The organism is Niallia nealsonii (genome assembly GCF_002835805.1).
Classification (GTDB): Bacteria; Bacillota; Bacilli; order Bacillales; family Cytobacillaceae; genus Niallia; species Niallia nealsonii.
Genome location: NZ_PISE01000074.1, coordinates 1 through 16,585 on the forward strand (window position 1 = coordinate 1; position 16,585 = coordinate 16,585).

15 protein-coding genes are annotated in these 16,585 nt (G+C 34.3%); 2 read left to right on the forward strand and 13 right to left on the reverse strand.

All coding sequences use genetic code 11. The features are described from left to right. Nucleotides 1-403: 403 nt before the first annotated feature. Nucleotides 404-592, reverse strand: coding sequence for a helix-turn-helix domain-containing protein (locus CWS01_RS21760; RefSeq protein ID WP_193603803.1), 189 nt, complete (start codon nucleotides 590-592; stop codon nucleotides 404-406). Nucleotides 593-1,607: 1,015 nt separating this feature from the next. Here CWS01_RS21760 and ltrA point away from each other — a divergent pair. Both ltrA and CWS01_RS21770 read left to right on the forward strand, forming a co-directional pair. Further along, nucleotides 1,608-3,380, forward strand: coding sequence for a group II intron reverse transcriptase/maturase (ltrA, locus tag CWS01_RS21765; RefSeq protein ID WP_101179632.1), 1,773 nt, complete (start codon nucleotides 1,608-1,610; stop codon nucleotides 3,378-3,380). A 434-nt stretch (nucleotides 3,381-3,814) separates the two neighbouring features. Further along, a complete protein-coding gene (locus CWS01_RS21770) occupies nucleotides 3,815-4,912 on the forward strand; it encodes an L-dopachrome tautomerase-related protein (RefSeq protein ID WP_101179634.1) in 1,098 nt (365 codons plus the stop codon). Between the two features lie 153 nt (nucleotides 4,913-5,065). Here CWS01_RS21770 and CWS01_RS21775 read toward each other — a convergent pair whose 3' ends face one another. The 12 genes from CWS01_RS21775 to CWS01_RS21830 all read right to left on the reverse strand — a co-directional run bounded on the left by CWS01_RS21775 (nucleotide 5,066) and on the right by CWS01_RS21830 (nucleotide 16,002). Further along, on the reverse strand, nucleotides 5,066-5,365 hold the full coding sequence (locus CWS01_RS21775) for a spore coat protein (protein ID WP_101179636.1): 300 nt from the start codon (nucleotides 5,363-5,365) through the stop codon (nucleotides 5,066-5,068). A gap of 18 nt (nucleotides 5,366-5,383) precedes the next feature. Beyond that, nucleotides 5,384-5,578 (reverse strand): hypothetical protein, encoded by a 195-nt coding sequence (locus CWS01_RS21780; protein ID WP_007083743.1) that lies wholly within the window; start codon nucleotides 5,576-5,578, stop codon nucleotides 5,384-5,386. Between the two features lie 17 nt (nucleotides 5,579-5,595). Further along, nucleotides 5,596-6,732 (reverse strand): zinc-dependent alcohol dehydrogenase, encoded by a 1,137-nt coding sequence (locus CWS01_RS21785; RefSeq protein ID WP_101179638.1) that lies wholly within the window; start codon nucleotides 6,730-6,732, stop codon nucleotides 5,596-5,598. A gap of 18 nt (nucleotides 6,733-6,750) precedes the next feature. Continuing rightward, nucleotides 6,751-7,119 carry a spore coat protein gene (locus CWS01_RS21790; RefSeq protein WP_101179640.1) on the reverse strand — a complete coding sequence of 123 codons (369 nt, stop codon included), beginning with the start codon at nucleotides 7,117-7,119 and terminating at the stop codon, nucleotides 6,751-6,753. 16 nt (nucleotides 7,120-7,135) lie between these two features. Further along, nucleotides 7,136-7,381, reverse strand: a complete 246-nt coding sequence (locus tag CWS01_RS21795; protein WP_101179642.1) for a spore gernimation protein GerQ — start codon at nucleotides 7,379-7,381, stop codon at nucleotides 7,136-7,138. Nucleotides 7,382-7,930: 549 nt separating this feature from the next. Then, the gene (locus CWS01_RS21800) at nucleotides 7,931-8,419 is read right to left on the reverse strand and encodes a CBO0543 family protein (RefSeq protein ID WP_193603804.1); all 489 of its coding nucleotides are present in this window, start codon (nucleotides 8,417-8,419) and stop codon (nucleotides 7,931-7,933) included. A 38-nt stretch (nucleotides 8,420-8,457) separates the two neighbouring features. Then, nucleotides 8,458-9,578 (reverse strand): IS3 family transposase gene (locus CWS01_RS21805; RefSeq protein ID WP_101179644.1). Its coding sequence is split into 2 segments (ribosomal slippage): nucleotides 8,458-9,329 and nucleotides 9,329-9,578, totalling 1,122 coding nucleotides; the frame shifts between segments, so codons are not numbered across the junction. Nucleotides 9,579-9,649: 71 nt separating this feature from the next. Then, entirely contained in the window at nucleotides 9,650-9,910 is a 261-nt protein-coding gene (locus CWS01_RS21810; RefSeq protein WP_101179646.1) for a hypothetical protein, read from the reverse strand. Nucleotides 9,911-10,670: 760 nt separating this feature from the next. Beyond that, the gene (gene radC / locus CWS01_RS21815; RefSeq protein ID WP_101179648.1) at nucleotides 10,671-11,180 is read right to left on the reverse strand and encodes a RadC family protein; all 510 of its coding nucleotides are present in this window, start codon (nucleotides 11,178-11,180) and stop codon (nucleotides 10,671-10,673) included. A gap of 374 nt (nucleotides 11,181-11,554) precedes the next feature. Beyond that, nucleotides 11,555-13,363 carry a PTS mannitol-specific transporter subunit IIBC gene (locus CWS01_RS21820; protein ID WP_101179650.1) on the reverse strand — a complete coding sequence of 603 codons (1,809 nt, stop codon included), beginning with the start codon at nucleotides 13,361-13,363 and terminating at the stop codon, nucleotides 11,555-11,557. 542 nt (nucleotides 13,364-13,905) lie between these two features. Continuing rightward, nucleotides 13,906-14,859 (reverse strand): sugar ABC transporter substrate-binding protein, encoded by a 954-nt coding sequence (locus CWS01_RS21825; protein WP_157827728.1) that lies wholly within the window; start codon nucleotides 14,857-14,859, stop codon nucleotides 13,906-13,908. A 309-nt stretch (nucleotides 14,860-15,168) separates the two neighbouring features. Further along, nucleotides 15,169-16,002: a pyruvate, water dikinase regulatory protein gene (locus CWS01_RS21830; protein WP_101179654.1), complete on the reverse strand. Its 834-nt coding sequence runs from the start codon at nucleotides 16,000-16,002 to the stop codon at nucleotides 15,169-15,171. Nucleotides 16,003-16,585 lie beyond the last annotated feature (583 nt).

Genomic DNA, 16,585 nt, shown 5'->3' on the forward strand with positions numbered 1-16,585 from the left:
AATATTGACTCAAATCCAATGTAAAGTATCTATTATTAGAAGGAGATTATTACAAGTTAGAAATTGCCAGGGAATTGACTATAAAAAGTGAATTCAAACCTAAGATGAAGCAGCGGATGTTAGACCTATTAGAACAGACAAGTAGTCTTAGAAATTTAGATAAAGCAATAAAAGAAATAAAAAATAAAAATGGTCTAAATGACAATCAGATCAAACGCTGTATTGAAAATTTTAATAGAATTGGTGTTAATCCAGTTACAATACCACGAAGATGGAAACATGATGTATTAAGAAACCCTTTAAAATTAATAACTGTTGAATAATTTCTCTTTAATGTTGGAATAGCCTACAAAAATCTCACACCCTTAAAAAAATTCAGGTGTGAGATTGATCTAATAAATATCTAATTTTTACTTCCCGATTGTTGAATAATATATTGAGTAACCGCTTCACGAGGTATTTTCCATACTCGTCCTATTTTAAATGCCTGGATTTTCCTACTATTTAACAGCTGATATGCAGTATTCTTTCCGATATAAAGTATGTCCATAAGCTCATCAACTGTAAGGATATCATCATGATTATCAAACATTATTTAATGCCCCCCTAATTTATTAATTATTATAATGTTTGCTATAAAAACTATATTTTAATGAATAATAGAGCGGATCGACACTAATTGTATCTGGCAACCAATTCATGTATCTAATGGCAGTATGTTTATAAAGTTCTAGGCATTATTAAATGAATGATATGGTGTATAATCGTTTATTTTTATGCATGAATGTCCAATCTTGCTTATTAAACTAAAGGGGCAGTTTAGCTGTGCGAAATGTTCCTAGTTTAAAGGGAGGATGGTCACATTACTCCGGTAAAGACTAGGCAGTTCCTTTCGGAACTGAAGGGTTATATCAAAGAATCAAATGATGAGGTAACGCTCGGAAGGGTTCTCTCTTAGTCGAATAGCACTAGATTTAGTAAGTATGATAGTGTTATAAGCTCGGTGAAAAGGCGTGAGAAATTACCGTATCAGTTCGGCTGACGAAAGCCTACTCGATGGAGTGGTGTAATTCATGGTGCTTGAGTTGAATGAATATGGTGAGAATGCGAAAAAACCTAAAAGTAAAGGTTAAGCTGACAAACTTCTGAATGTACGGGTCTATAACTGCGATACATAGAAATGTGTATATCACCAAATTGTGAGGTTAACTGTGGGTGAGTAAGAATAACTAATATAAAAACCCATGATACGTTACAGGCGTATGAACGTTAACAGGCTTAAAGGAAGCACCTAAGTTCATTCTTTAATAGATATAATTCAACGTTGTAAACTGATAACGTGGAGGACTTACTTCTAATGAAACGTTGGCAAGGAAAGCAATAATGATACTAGTTACTGTATAACTTGTCTTAATATCAGTGAAAGTAGTGGCACAGTACCAATAAAATGTCTAATCAATATGGAGGGATAGCCACTAGACTAATAAAGATTTATTGAACCAAGTAAGGCAGTTCTTTATCGATTAATAAGGTTCTTGTAAGACTAAAAGAGGTTTATAACCAACTTATTGAAACGGAAGAAACTGAGGCACAGTGAGTATTATAGTATGCAAGACTGTTTTGATAGACTATATTCTCAAAGTGTCAGTGGTCATAACTTCTATGACTTAACAGAATTAATGAGTTCTCAAGATAATATACGACTTGCCTACCGGAACATTAAAAGGAACACTGGTAGTAAAACTGCTGGAACCGACAAGCTAACAATTAATGATATTCAGCATTTAACAGTAGAAGATGTAATAGCAAAGGTTCAATCCATGTTTAAAAGGTACGAACCACAAACAGTAAGGCGTGTTTTCATCCCAAAAGGAAAGGGGAAAACTAGACCTTTGGGTATTCCAACAATTTGGGATAGAATTTTCCAACAGTGCATACTCCAAATTTTAGAGCCAATTTGCGAAGCAAAATTCCATAAACATAGTTATGGATTCAGACCGAACCGAAGCACGCATCATGCCAAAGCCAGACTTGAGTTTCTAATTAACCAATCGGGCCTACATCATTGTGTTGATGTAGATATTAAAGGATTCTTTGATAACGTTAATCATAGTAAGCTTTTGAAACAAATGTGGTCTATAGGCATAAGGGATAAATCACTTCTTTCTATTATATCAAGGCTACTAAAAGCAAAGATTGAAGGGGAAGGTGTTCCTAGTAAGGGTACCCCACAAGGTGGTATACTGTCACCTTTACTATCTAATATTGTATTAAATGAATTAGATTGGTGGGTTAGTGACCAATGGGAAACGTTTGAAAGCAGATATACCTACTCCACCTCTGGTAGTAAATATCAGCAACTAAAGAAAACGTCTTTAAAAGAGTATTTTATCATCCGGTATGCGGATGATTTTAAGGTACTGTGCAGAACTAGGTCACAGGCAATAAGAATGAACTACGCATTGAGAGATTTCTTGGGAAAAAGACTTCATTTGGAAACAAGCGAGGAGAAATCGAAAGTAATAAATCTAAAGAAAAACTCTTCCGAGTTTCTTGGATTCTTAATAAAGGCTGTAAGGAAAGGAAAAACAAGATTTGGTTATGTAGCGAGGTCTGATATGTCCAAAAAGGCTAAAGAAAATGCCTTCAGACAGATTAAGGAGGCTATAAAAGTGGTCAAAAGAAAACCTTGTGCTGAAACTGTTTGGAATTTCAATACTGTCGTTATGGGAATCCAAAACTATTACTCTTTCGCAACTAACATTACTATCAATCTGAATCAGTTAAACGCTCATCTTCGTAAATCGATATATAATCAATTAAAGAACATTAGAACCGAGGCAAGTACTCATGATATGACAAAAACCTTACAGAAGAGGTACAAAGGTTATAACGTAAGACTATTTAAGATACAACAGATGGTATTTGTCCCCATACACGCCCAGCGTTGGAAAACTCCACTGTGTTTCTCGCAAACGATTTGTAACTTTACTACCGAAGGTAGAGATAAAATACACAATAGCCTGAAAGCTATTGATAAAACAACGCTCTCTTATATCATGAAAAACTACATTCCAAACAGATCAATTGAGTACAATGACAACAGAATCAGTAAGTTTATCGCGCAATATGGAAAATGTGCCATATTAGGTGAAGAGTTAGGGATTCATGAATGGCATTGCCATCATATAACTCCATTTTCACTGTCGAGAGATGACAATTATTCAAACTTGATTATTGTTCATAAAGCAATACATCAGTTGATACATCTAAGAGACAAAGTTAAAATAGAAAATCTCTTACAATCCTTAAATCTAGATAGTAAGCAGAAGGAAAAAGTAAATAAACTACGATTAAAGTGTCAAAATGAAATGATCTAATACTGGAAAACCAGCACTCTTCTGCTTTAATACATAGAAAAACAATAAATTGGTTTAGTTGGAACGCCGTATGCGGTGAAAGTCGCACGTACGGTGTGAACAGGGGGAAAAGGGGGCGATAACTTCAAACCCTTACCTATCTGTATTAAGTACATTTCTTCACAAAGTTAAAAAAGCAAATTTCCCCAATTTTTATTTATAACAGCTTAACGTTGATTCGGGAATATTGAACTTCGCTACCTGCTAATTGAATTCTACTTCATCTGGAGACCTTTAAATTAAAATGTTTCCTTTCTTCTGACAGACTTATTAAATTTCGAAAACAATCAATTCAATCATCTTTTCGTATAGAAAAACTTATTAAGAAACATGCACTAGAAAAAATATAAATCATATATAGGAGATATCCCGTTTGAATGCTTGAGGAGGATATTATGAAACCTATGTTACCTAGTGAAAAATATTTCGGTAATTTAGAACTAGTTTATGCATTTTATGGAGCCATGCCTACAGGTGTTAGTGTGTCAGAAACCGGTCGCATTTTCATTTGCTTTCCGAAATGGGGAGACGTCGTTAAATTTACCGTGGCTGAAATTGTTGGGGGTCAATTGCAACCTTATCCTAGTTACGAAACTAATTTGTTTGACCCAGGGAATATCACAATGTCTTTCATCAGTGTCCAAAGTGTAGTCGCGGATGGTAGGGGAACACTTTGGGTATTAGATACTGCGGCACCGAATTTTTCTGAACCAATAAAAGGAGGGGCAAAACTAGTTGCTGTTGATCTAAAAACTAATACAATAAGAAAAGTATATACCTTTACAGAAGATGTTGTCCTGCCTACAACTTATCTGAATGATGTCCGTTTTGATTTTCGTGTAGGAAAAGCAGGTTATGCCTATATAACGGATTCTTCTTCAAGAGGACCAGGAGCTATTATCGTCGTAGATTTATCAAATGGAAACGCGTTCAGACGGTTAAATGGGGCAAATTCAACTTCACCCGATCCCTATTTTTTACCGAAAGTAGAAGGTCAAATATTAATGAATCGAAACAAAGACGGTTCAACTTCTCCATTTAGATTGGCGTCTGATAGTCTTGCGATTTCTCCCGATGGAAAGATATTATTTTTTGCTCCACTAACCAGTCGTCATTTGTTCTCGATCTCAACAGAAGCCCTAAGAGACAGATTGATACCGGACATGGATTTACATTATCATGTGAAGTATTGGGGAGAAAAAGGTGCGTCTGATGGAATGATCACCGATGCAAAGGGAACTGTTTATGCTGGAGATTATGAAAACAACAGTATCCGTAAGATATTGCCAAATGGCATAATGGAAACTATCGCACATGATCCGAGAATTTTGTGGCCGGATACTTTTTCAATTGGTCCGGATCAATATTTGTATGTCATTGTGAACCAATTACATCGACAGCCTAGATTTCATTATGGAAAAGACTTACGACAGAAACCTTATAGTTTACTTCGTATCAAAATTGATGAATTTCCTGCTCCGACCTTTTCATAATAAAAATAGTCAATTAATTGTTTTCAATTATATAGTGTAAAACAAACTCGAGTAAGCAAGAAGTATTAACTTTATTTACTTCTGCCAAATAAACTCAAAATGGTTTATTAGGAACAGTTTATTTGGTGAGTGTTAAACTGTTCCTGGAAATTTTTATAATGTCGGTAAGTTCAATGCTGTATTGATATTATTTAAATCCAAACTGATCTGTTCGTTTGTATCCCAAGCATGGTACCATCCTTTTTCTACCATATATGAGGATATTTGTTCATGCATATCAAGAGCTTCCACTAAATGGCGAGTGAGCATTTCTTTAATTTCCGGTGTTCCTGCCTCCGTAACTGCCATGGCATAATTTCTAACTCCACTTTTAGCTGAAATGAGTAGATCCATTGCAACGACCTGATCCGATAGTGCGTCCATTCCAGTTAAAGTTTCAATGATTGGATTCATGTTCATTCATCTCCTAATTTACTGCTTAGCGTTGGAAAGGATAGAAGCATATTCTTGTAATTGTCTCGTAGATACATCAATGTCTTGCTGCATAATATCTTTTAATAGCTGATCTGTAACTAACGCTTTCATCGTTTTGGATTTAGTTAAACAAGTGGTCTTAAATGCAGCCATCTCATGGACCTCAAGAACTTCATGTAAGGCGTAGTTCATTTTTTATACCTCCTTCCTCAAGGTTTCAACACGACTTTTATACAATCATCCATTTTTGTGTCAAAAATCTCATAGCCACGCTTTGCTTCACTAAGTGGAAGTACATGACTTACGACATCTCCTGGATCAATTTTTCCGGTCGAAACTAATTCAAACATATATGGCATATAGTGGATGACAGGTGCTTGACCGGAGCGGATATTGATATTTCGCTGCATAATATCTCCAAGAGGGAAACCATTATATCTGCCGCCGTAAACGCCAGTAACTTGAATTGTCCCGCCTTTACGCACTGCTTGTGAAGCCATGATAAACGGACTTAATGCTCCCCCTTGAAGCTTCATTCCGCTTGCAAGGAACTCCATATCAGTCATTTTACCGTCCATACCAACTGCATCAATGACAACATCAGCGCCGCCTTTGGTGATTTCCTTCAGGTAACTTCCTACATTCTCATGGTCCTCAAAGTTAACAATTTCTACTTTGTTGGTGCGCTTTGCGTGCTGCAGGCGATAATTGACATAATCAACGGCAATGACTCGCTTTGCCCCTTTTAACCAACAGAATTTTTGAGCAAAAAGACCAACCGGACCACAGCCAAGAACAATAACTGTATCTCCATCCTTTACACCTGCATTGTCAACACTCCAAAAACCAGTAGTCATCGCATCGGCAATAACTGCTAACTTTTCATCTGGTTCTTCACAAGTCTCTGGAATTTTGAAATGAGTAAAGTTGGCAAATGGCACTCTTAAATATTCAGCTTGCCCACCTGGATAGCCCCCCGTCGTACCAGAATATCCGAAATAGGCACCCATATCACCATTATCATTAGAATTATCACATTGGCTTTCCAAATGGTTTTTACAAAAAAAGCATTCACCGCATGCTATATTAAAGGGGATAATTACTCGATCTCCCTTTTTTAGCTTAGTCACACCTGGACCAACTTCTTCGACGATTCCCATTGGTTCATGGCCAATAACATAGTTTTCTTGCAGGTTAGGAATCATGCCATGAATTAAATGTAAATCAGACCCACATATAGCTGTACTCGTTACTTTAATAATCATGTCATCTGGTTTTTCAATCTTTGGATCTGGAACTTCTTTGACTACAACATTTTTAATACCTTGATACGTTACTGCCTTCATTGGTTACAGCCTCCAGTGTTAGTGTTCATCAGGTGTCCGGTCAAACATACCTTTTCTATTGGTCTCAACAGGGAATAGATTCATTTTGCCAATCTTCAATGTATTGTTGGCAGAGAGTTGATCTAGTTTATACTGTTCACTTAGTTCGTATGGATGGAACCATTTTTTATTAATCATTAATTCTGTAATTTCTTGGTGCATGGCAATCCCTTGCATTAACTGGTTTCGTAAAAGGGTTCTAACATCAGGTGATGCGGACTCCGTTAATGCAACTGCAATATTGCGCACACCTTCTTTGGCACGAAGAAGTAAATCCATCGCAAATGTGGTATCTGCTAGCTCTGGTACGTGTAGCGCGTTTATAGGGTCTAAATAGTCATTGTTCAATGAATTTGCCTTCCTTTCAATTTATTATTGGTGTTGGCCGGTTTTGAGGAACAGGCGCTTGAAAAGGTGCACGTTGATAAATTGCCTGTAATTCTCCAAGCGCTTGCATGGATTGTTCAACATCTTTTTGCATTAATGCTCTCAAATCATGATCAAATACCAGTCCTTGCATTAGTTTTGATTTCGCTAAGCATAGGGTTTTAAAATTAATAACTTCATGTAGATCCAATGACTCATGGTCGGCTAATTTTTGAATATCCATTTTGGTTCCCTCCTTTTTGACTAACTATACAAATACAAAGTTATTATTCCAAATATACAATGAATCATTCTTTAATAGTTTTTTTAGAGGTAGGAAAAACGCTGATTAAATGGCTGGATTAATCATAATGTAGTGAAAATTCATTCATAAGGTATCGCTAATAAATATTCGATATATTTTGATTAAAAGGGCATAGGGTTAACCCATACAACTTAGGAAAAGAAAATGAAAACTTCAAGCTGTATCTATTTAAAAGTATCTATTATTGGGGTCCTGCCGACAAAACGGGTATATTATACGCTAAAACATTTTGGGGAAGGAAAAGCCCTGATTTTTCTATGCTAAGCAGAAAAATCAGGGCTTTTTATGTTCTGAGTGTTTTATATCCATAAACGACCGTTTTCGGTGCTTATTAACAGAAAATCAGTAGGATATTTAAGTTAATGTAGAGAAAAAATTGTGAATAATTGAAACAAATATGCAGATTTAATCATTCTTCAAATGTTCCTATATTCTTTTTGACTCTTATTGTTGATTAACAACCTCCATCTAAGACAAATCGTATTTATTATTGAAGATACGTCTTATAACAGACATTGTAAATCTAACCAATAATAAGGAAAAAGAGAGAGAATAAAAAGTAGTTGTCCAATTCCATCCATTTTTATATTTAATAATACGTGTATTTTTTTCTAACCATAGCTCAGCAATAGTCATAGGTATACTGAAATACAGAACTTTTAAAAGGCACTGAATGATGCGGGAATCCTTAGTTAGTTGATTATAAAAGACACAAGTAATTGGGAAAAGTATGTAATCAAACAACACGCTTGTTTTAACTTGTTTTGGAAATCGGGTGGGATATTGAACATAGCCTCTTTTTACAACCAGATTATCGACCAATGATGCATAGTAACTTTTTATAAAGAAAACAAGGAGCCAGTCCTTTGCAAGTGGTTTTTTTATTAAGTATATAAAAGAACTAATACCAAAGAAATAAAGGAATTTTATAAGGTTTATTTCAAATTTTTGACCCAATGTTTAGCACCTCCACAAAGTGGTATGTCAACACAAAACTAGACAGCTTTTTTAAGGTGTTTCCGTTTATATTCGATGGGGCTTAAATAATTCAATGTTCCGTGAATTCGAATGTAATTAAACCAATTGACGTAGTCGTATAATTCTCTTGATAATTCTTCTAAACTAGTAAAATGTCTTTTTCTGATAAACTCTGTTTTAATGATTTTAAAGGTTGCTTCTGCTACGGCATTATCATACGGGCAGCTTTTCCTGCTTAATGATCGTTTGATATGAAACGTCTCTAGAACTTCATCTATTATCCTATTTTTAAATTCATTCCCACGATCCGTGTGAAAATATTGAATCTTTCTCAAGTCCTTCTTAATGGACGAAAAAGCACGATAGACGAGTGCTGCATCTTTGTTCGGGCCTGTGCTATATCCTACGATTTCCCGGTTAAAGAGATCAACAAATACACATACATATTGCCATTTTTTATCGACTCTTACGTATGTCAAATCGCTTACAACCACCGTCATTTCTTCTTCTTGGCGGAATTCACGGTTTAATTCATTTTGCTGGTTAGATTTGTTGGGCTTAGTAGAATGTAGTTTAAATTGGGCAACTGTATAAGAAGAAACCAAACCTTGTTCTCGCATCATACGACCAATTCGACGTCTAGAAACGATAAGCCCTTGTTTTTTTAGCTCTACCTTTATCTTACGAGTACCGTAGTTTTGACGGCTTAAGTGAAAGATTTCCATAATTTTTGTTTTCAATTCGTCCTCTGATGGCCTTTCCTTTGCCTCATAATAATACGTGCTTCTTGGAAGTTGTAGGACTTTGCACATGGCTGATATCGAGTACTTGTGCTGATTGTTCTTAATCACATTTACTTTCGTCCTAGTATCAGCGCTGCTTGCTTTAAAATGTCATTCTCCATCTCCAGTTGTTTGTTTCTTTTCCGAAGCTCTTGAAGTTCCTTTTGTTCCGGCGTTAAATTATCTTTTTCTTGGAAAGAGCCGGATGTTTGATGCTGATTAATCCACTTATCTAAGGAAGAAGGCGTTAACTCATATTCCCTAATAAGATCCTTTCTCGGTTTTCCGTTCAGATATAATTGCACCATTTGTTGTTTGAATTCCTCCGTAAATGTTCGACGTGCTCTTTTGGTCATGGTAGATTCTCCTCTGATTGTCTTATTCGTATTCTACTTGACCTTAAAATATCTGTCCAACTAAGTGTAGACTATCCAACCGTATTATCCCATGCATTATCATCTTTTAATTCTTCTAATTTTTTCTCCCACATATTTTGCGGTATATTGTTAGGCTTATTATGAGAATTGAGTAGTCTTTCACGTAGAACTGTTTGAATTCCTAAATAAGACATGATAAAAGAAGCTCTGTAAGCAGAAATCTTATAGCATAACACTGATTCTTCAAAGAGAGTTTTAGCATCACCGGGAAAATCATAATTCTCATACCATTTTTCGAATCTAGTTTTCATGAATATTCACACCCCTACCTTATTTCCTAAAAATTCCATACATATTTTTAATTATATCTTATAAAGTAATAAAGCTGAATATCCTGAAACTGAAGCAGTCAAATTCGATTAAGTTAGATTCGGCACCAAAAACTGGAAATGTCACAAAAAACAAAAACAAGCCTTCATGCAACAAATTTCCATCTAACATACAAATACAAGTACCAAAACAGCACCTTCTCCGAATAATAGGAAGGTGCTGTATCAGAAAAATCTCACTTACTTGTGACATGGTTCACCACCATTCATATTAAAATATTTCTTATAATTGATGTATAAATGCTTAGTTCTTCTTCAACGATCGGACCCGGTTACTGATTTTCAATAACTATAATAAGTAATTATATTTTTTCAAATAAATAGAATCTTATTCCAAAGTATAGTTTTGATTTTAGAATGGTAGAGTTCGTAGTTACCAATCTGGATTTTGTCAAATAACATAATTAGATTCAAAAAATAAAGAAGCTGAATTTAGACCTATTTCGAAATTCACTCCTTCAGCTTCTTAACAATCTTGTTACAGAAAAATCTATTCAAGATTATTGACAAATCTTATAAGAAAACCTTCTTTAAATATCATTTTTCAATTTAATTTTTTTGAAATAATCTGTAATAATTCTATTTTCTGCTCCATTGAGAGAATCAACCAATCCCTAACAACTATGGACATTTTATCACTCCATACCTAAGGTTTCATAAATCAATATTTAGATTTAAACCTTTATATATAACCTTTTTCTTTTAATGAGATATACACCTCATCGCCAACAATTATATGGTCTAACACTTCTATTCCAATAATTTTCCCAGCCTCTACTAATCTCTTAGTAACTTCTATATCTTCTCGGCTAGGCTCAGCTTTCCCAGAAGGATGGTTATGTCCTACAATAATCGAGGCTGCGTTAGACAAGATTGCTGGTTTTAGTACCTCCCTTGGGTGGACGATACTTGCATTAAGACTACCTATATGACAGATATTAATTGCAGTCGGTTGGTTCTTAGTATCTAAACAAATAACAATAAAGTGCTCTCGGTCAGCATCATGTAGAAATTGTTTAAATAGTAAATACCCATCTTCTGGCGATCGTATTGACCTTTCCTTATACAACAAACTTGATTCCTTCACTAACTTAAGACTCACAATATTTATACGTTTCGCTGATTTCTTTGTTCCACTTTGATTAAACATTGAAAGTTGTTCAGGTTCATTTAAAAGAGAACTTTTTGTCATTTCATTTCCTCCTTCTAATATAGACAAAGCCCTCATCCCTTTATGGAATGAAGGCTTTATAGACTTTTATTCGAATTAATAATATATATTTTAAAAGTTCATTTTTACTTCTTCCTGTAAATAAATTGGTCATATTTTGGTCATACATTATAGATAACTACAGAGAATCAAAGATAAAAACATTTAGACTCATTTATACAAAAACCTAAGCCATTCGTGCTTTAAAATGTCTTTTGATAACTAAAGGAAATTCATTAAACCACCCTGGCAGCGTAGAGGTCCGAGGTTCAATCCCTTCCTATCTTTACCCCCTTGCCTAGCAAGATTTTTCTCTTATTTATGGAAAAGAAAACCTGGTTCTTAATTGAACCAGGTTAAACAGTCACTAATTTTGAATCTAATTTTTCTATAAGTTCATCGTACTTTGGACTACTTAAAAAATTTTCAACTGAAATGTGATATGCATGAGGCAATTTAGCTTTCGCTCGATCTGTTAAATCTTTATGTGTAATCACAATATTAGCATCCGCAGGTAAATTATTGATCGAAGTATTGGATACTAAGATATCTAACCCAGCTTGTTGAACTTTTCTTTTTAAAATAGAAGCCCCCATCGCACTAGAACCCATGCCTGCATCACAAGCGAAGATAATTTTAGAAACATTCTCAAATACTTGTTCTGTTGGTTCAGTCTCTTCTACTTCAATAATTTTATTACCTTCTTCATTTTGTAATACATGTAATAACTCTTCATATTTTGGACTGTTTAAGAAGTTTTCAACCGAAATATGAATTGCATAGGGTAACTTATCTTTTGCTCGATCTGTTAAATCTTTATGCGTAATCACAATATCAGCATCAACAGGTAAGTTATTAATTGAAGTATTAGATACTAAGATATCTAACCCAGCTTGTTGAACTTTTCTTTTTAAAATAGAAGCCCCCATTGCACTAGAACCCATGCCTGCATCACAGGCAAAAATGATTTTCTTAATTCCTTTCTTAATTTGGCTCTTCAAACCATCTTCTTCTTTTCCTTCATTTTGTTGTTGAATTATTTCAGCTTTTATGAAGGTAGAAGACTTGCTTTCTTCCCCTTTTAAGCTTGCTGTTTTTTCAGCCGCCTTCTCTAAATCTTTTTCTTCTGTTTGCTTAGATGTTTTTAAGATAAGAGAAGCGATTATGAAAGATACTGCTGCTGCTGCAAACACACCAGCGAGAATTCCTAGATGGTTCCCTCTTGGTGCCATAGCTAATATACTCAAAATACTACCAGGAGAAGGAGCCGATACTAAACCTACATCAAAGAATAAGAAAGTAAATATCCCGGTTGCTCCACCAGCTATCGCAGCCAGCAGTAAAAGTGGTTTCATTAAAATATAAGGAAAATAAATTTCCTGAACTCCGCCAAAGAAATGAATGATAGATGCACCAGTTGCTGTTTGTTTAGCCGTCCCTTTACCAAATAGAATATAGGCCAATAAAATTCCTAGACCTGGACCTGGGTTAGATTCTAATAAAAATAAGATAGATTTACCAGTTGCTGAGGCTTGCTCAATTCCTAATGGACTTAAAACACCATGCATTATAGCATTATTTAAAAAGAGTACTTTAGCTGGTTCAATAAATAAACTAACTAGCGGTAATAACTTAGCATCTACTATTATCTGAACACCACTTGCTAATGTTGTGTTAATTGTTAAAATAACTGGTCCAATAACTTTATAGGCAAGCACTATTAGAATACTAGAAATAATTCCCGCTGAAAAATTATTAATCAACATTTCAAAACCCGATTTAACTTTTCCGTCAATTGCTTTATCAAATTTTTTGATCACCCATCCACCTAAAGGCCCCATAACCATAGCCCCTAAGATCATTGGCCCATCTGCCGCAACAATAACTCCCATTGTTGCAGCAGCACCTACTACTCCACCTCGTACATCGTGAACTATTCTACCTCCTGTAAAACCAATTAATAATGGAAGTAAATACTTAATCAGTGGATTAACAAGCTTTGCTAAATCTTCATTAGGAAACCAACCTGTAGGAATAAATAAAGCCGTAATAATCCCCCAAGCGATAAACGCTCCTATATTCGGCATAATCATGCCACTTAAAAAACTGCCAAAGCGCTGAATCTTAACTTTAACAGCTGATTTTTCCTGACTTGAATTCGTCATTCCTAATTAATCCCCTTTCAAATTTCAAAAAACATGATATAACATTTATTAGTAGTGTAACTTTATAATAAAGCCAATACATAGGAGGTATCAATTTATAGAAAAGCCTATTTTGTCATTGTAAATGTTGCCATGATTAAGATAAAATGACAAAATTCAACAATTTTCTTTTTTACTATTAAAATCAAATCTTTAATATATCAAGAAGTTTACTAGATACGAAATAGCCAAGCTTTTTAAAAGAGCTTGGCCACTTAGATATCTTTGATTTCTCAACTAAAAATATTATAAAAACTAGTAGAAACTTTATTAACTAGCATCTTATATCCGCTATTACCAAATTCTCCAACTGCTAGATCTTAACAACTCTATATTGCTTGTTTAGTACCTTTCAAACTATTTGGACTCTAGCGGGGTAGGGCATTTGAAAATAAACTTGGAGAACATTGTATTTCAAATAAGGTAATCTTAACCATGTTTTATATAGTGATAGGGTTGTTTATATTCTAACTGAATATAAACTAATAGGATATTTAAAAACATTACTCTACCCCGATAACCCTTCTTGTAAAGTCTAGTCTTTCTGCTGCATTATCTTGAGTGATAATATCGACACCACTATCAATGTTTCTTCCAATATATTCTCCATTAACTACTTTCGATGCGGCCTCAATACTCAAATATCCCATGTCATAAGGATTTTGTGTTACCGTACTAGATAACGATCCCTCTTCTATTAATTTAAGCATTTCAGTCACTCCATCTACTCCAATAACTGAAATATCAAACGCATTTTCCTCAATGAACTCAATGGCACTTAATGCTATAATATCAGTTGTTGCATATACACCTTTAATATCAGAGTGATTAGTTAAGATCTTCTCCATTGCTTTTTTTGCCTGTTTAGCATTATTTACTATCGTTTCATGAGCCACTATGTTAATCCCTGCGTCCTTTAAACTAGTTTTAGCTCCTTTTATTCGATCATGTAAAACTAGATTACTCTCTTCTCCAGTAATTAAAGCCACTTTATCGCCAGGTTGAAATTCTGAAGCTAACAAAGCACCTCCTATTAAACCTAACTCTAAATTATTGGTACCAATATAAGACCTCTTGTTTTCCCATTGAATGTCCGAATCTATTAGCAACACTGGAATGTTATTTTTATCAAACCCTTTTAATATAGAAATTTCAGATGATTTAATCAGAGAGACAATTAATACATCTGGACTTTCTTTTAGGACATCTTTTAAAATCTTCTCCTGTTCAGCAACATTGTACTCATTACTGGGAGCAATAACTTTTCCATCAATATCAAAATCTTGAAATCCTTCTTCTGCTCCTGCTTTAACAATATCCCAATATTGATTGTTGCTGTTCAATTCTTTTAAAACAACAACTACTTTAGGTTTTTTCTCTTCAAATGATTTTAATAGAATAAAAATTAAAATGGCAGAAGAAACAAAGACAAAAAGATATATTGTTCTTTGTTTCAACAGGCATCCTCCTTCACGTACTATCAAAAGTAACATAATATTCAGTCTCTTCGTTTTAGATAGTTCTCTACATCATAATCTACTCTAGAAGATCTACCCTTTTAACATATTCTAGAACCTTTTTCTGCTCTTCCGCAGACAGTTCAGCATCTAAAGGTAAGGATTTTTCTGAAGTATAATATGAGTTACAAGCCTCTGTTGAAATGGAAAAATCATATCAAACAGGTAAACCTATTCGGGTCATTTCTTCTAAATTAACTCACTTACCTCCTAAAAGTTCCTTTTTTCGTTAGTTTCCTTATCAGATATCTATACAAATTTATTTATGATATACGACTCTTCCTTTTTTAACATCGCTAATATTAAATCGGCAGTTTCTTCGATTGCTTTATTTGAAACATTTATGATTGGACAGCCTATTCTTTTCATAAGATTTTCAGCATACTCTAACTCTTGAAAGATCCGTTTTAAATTCGCATAATTCGCATCACTAGTTAACCCTAAATGTTTTAAGCGTTCCCTTCGAATTCCAGTTAATTTATCTGGTGTTATTACTAGGCCAACACATTTATTTTTAGAAATCTCAAAAAGGTAATCAGGAGGTGCTATTTCTGGTACTAAAGGTATATTAGCTACCTTATATCCTTTACGGGCTAAATACATCGATAGCGGTGTCTTTGATGTTCGGGAAACACCAATTAATACAATATCAGCAAATTTAATACCTTTAGGATCTTGTCCATCATCATGTTTCACAGCAAACTCAATTGCTTCCACTCTTCGGAAATAGTCATCATCCAATTTCCTCATTAATTTAGGTTCCCCTTTTGGGACTTTATTAAATTTTTGAATAAAGGCCTCCATAAGTGGATTCATTAAATCAACTGCTATAACGCCTTCTTCTCGTGCCTTATGATCAAGATATTGCTTTAAAAATGGAACGACAATCGTATAAGCAATGATAGAATTAGTTTCCTTCGAAGCAGTAATAATATTTTTAAGATCTTTTATATCCTCTACATAAGAAATATGTTGTATTCTTACTTCCCCTCTATTAAATTGGCTCGCCACTGCTTTTACCATCGTCTCAGCTGTTTCGCAAACCGAGTCAGAAATGATATAGATAAGTTCATTCGTATTCACACCCAACCTCCTTATTCTTTTATGCCTTAGTTGTTCAATTTGAAAACTTTAGCATTTTTTCGTTTAATCGTCTTTTTATTATCTACTGCATATGTACCCAATTAACTGGAAACAAACAGAAAACTAGTTAACTATCAATCTATGCTTTTCTGTACGAAGTCTGTTTTACTATTACCTATTTTATTGTCGAAGTATCACCCCCCACTTAGCCATGGGATTCACTCTACCTTAATATAGGCAGTAAAAGTTAATCCCTCTTACACTTCTATCATAAAATGATGCCACTACTTAAAACAATGAAAGAAAAATGCATTTTCGTCAACCATATTGTTGTCATTTTTTTAATCCTTTCATAAAAAAACCTAATTCTTAATTGAAACCGGCTAAAAATTCGCACTTCTAGAGTAGCATTCATTTCCTATAAGTTCCTTCTATTCAGAACTAAATAAGACAAATATGGAAAAGCGTTATTCTATTTAATTTTGTCAGCATTGCGTCAGACAAAGTTGTACTTACTTCTAATTGCGATAAAAATGAAAGCGCTTTATTATAAAGACATGAAATATAAGGGGTGAAATTAATA

What these genes read in the sequence shown, in the direction of transcription:
- CWS01_RS21760 (WP_193603803.1), bottom strand. Translation starts at nt 592, where the DNA reads ATGTTTGATAATCATGATGATATCCTTACAGTTGATGAGCTTATGGAC.
- ltrA (WP_101179632.1), top strand. Translation starts at nt 1,608, where the DNA reads ATGCAAGACTGTTTTGATAGACTATATTCTCAAAGTGTCAGTGGTCAT.
- CWS01_RS21770 (WP_101179634.1), top strand. Translation starts at nt 3,815, where the DNA reads ATGAAACCTATGTTACCTAGTGAAAAATATTTCGGTAATTTAGAACTA.
- CWS01_RS21775 (WP_101179636.1), bottom strand. Translation starts at nt 5,365, where the DNA reads ATGAATCCAATCATTGAAACTTTAACTGGAATGGACGCACTATCGGAT.
- CWS01_RS21780 (WP_007083743.1), bottom strand. Translation starts at nt 5,578, where the DNA reads ATGAACTACGCCTTACATGAAGTTCTTGAGGTCCATGAGATGGCTGCA.
- CWS01_RS21785 (WP_101179638.1), bottom strand. Translation starts at nt 6,732, where the DNA reads ATGAAGGCAGTAACGTATCAAGGTATTAAAAATGTTGTAGTCAAAGAA.
- CWS01_RS21795 (WP_101179642.1), bottom strand. Translation starts at nt 7,381, where the DNA reads ATGGATATTCAAAAATTAGCCGACCATGAGTCATTGGATCTACATGAA.
- CWS01_RS21810 (WP_101179646.1), bottom strand. Translation starts at nt 9,910, where the DNA reads ATGAAAACTAGATTCGAAAAATGGTATGAGAATTATGATTTTCCCGGT.
- radC (WP_101179648.1), bottom strand. Translation starts at nt 11,180, where the DNA reads ATGACAAAAAGTTCTCTTTTAAATGAACCTGAACAACTTTCAATGTTT.
- CWS01_RS21820 (WP_101179650.1), bottom strand. Translation starts at nt 13,363, where the DNA reads ATGACGAATTCAAGTCAGGAAAAATCAGCTGTTAAAGTTAAGATTCAG.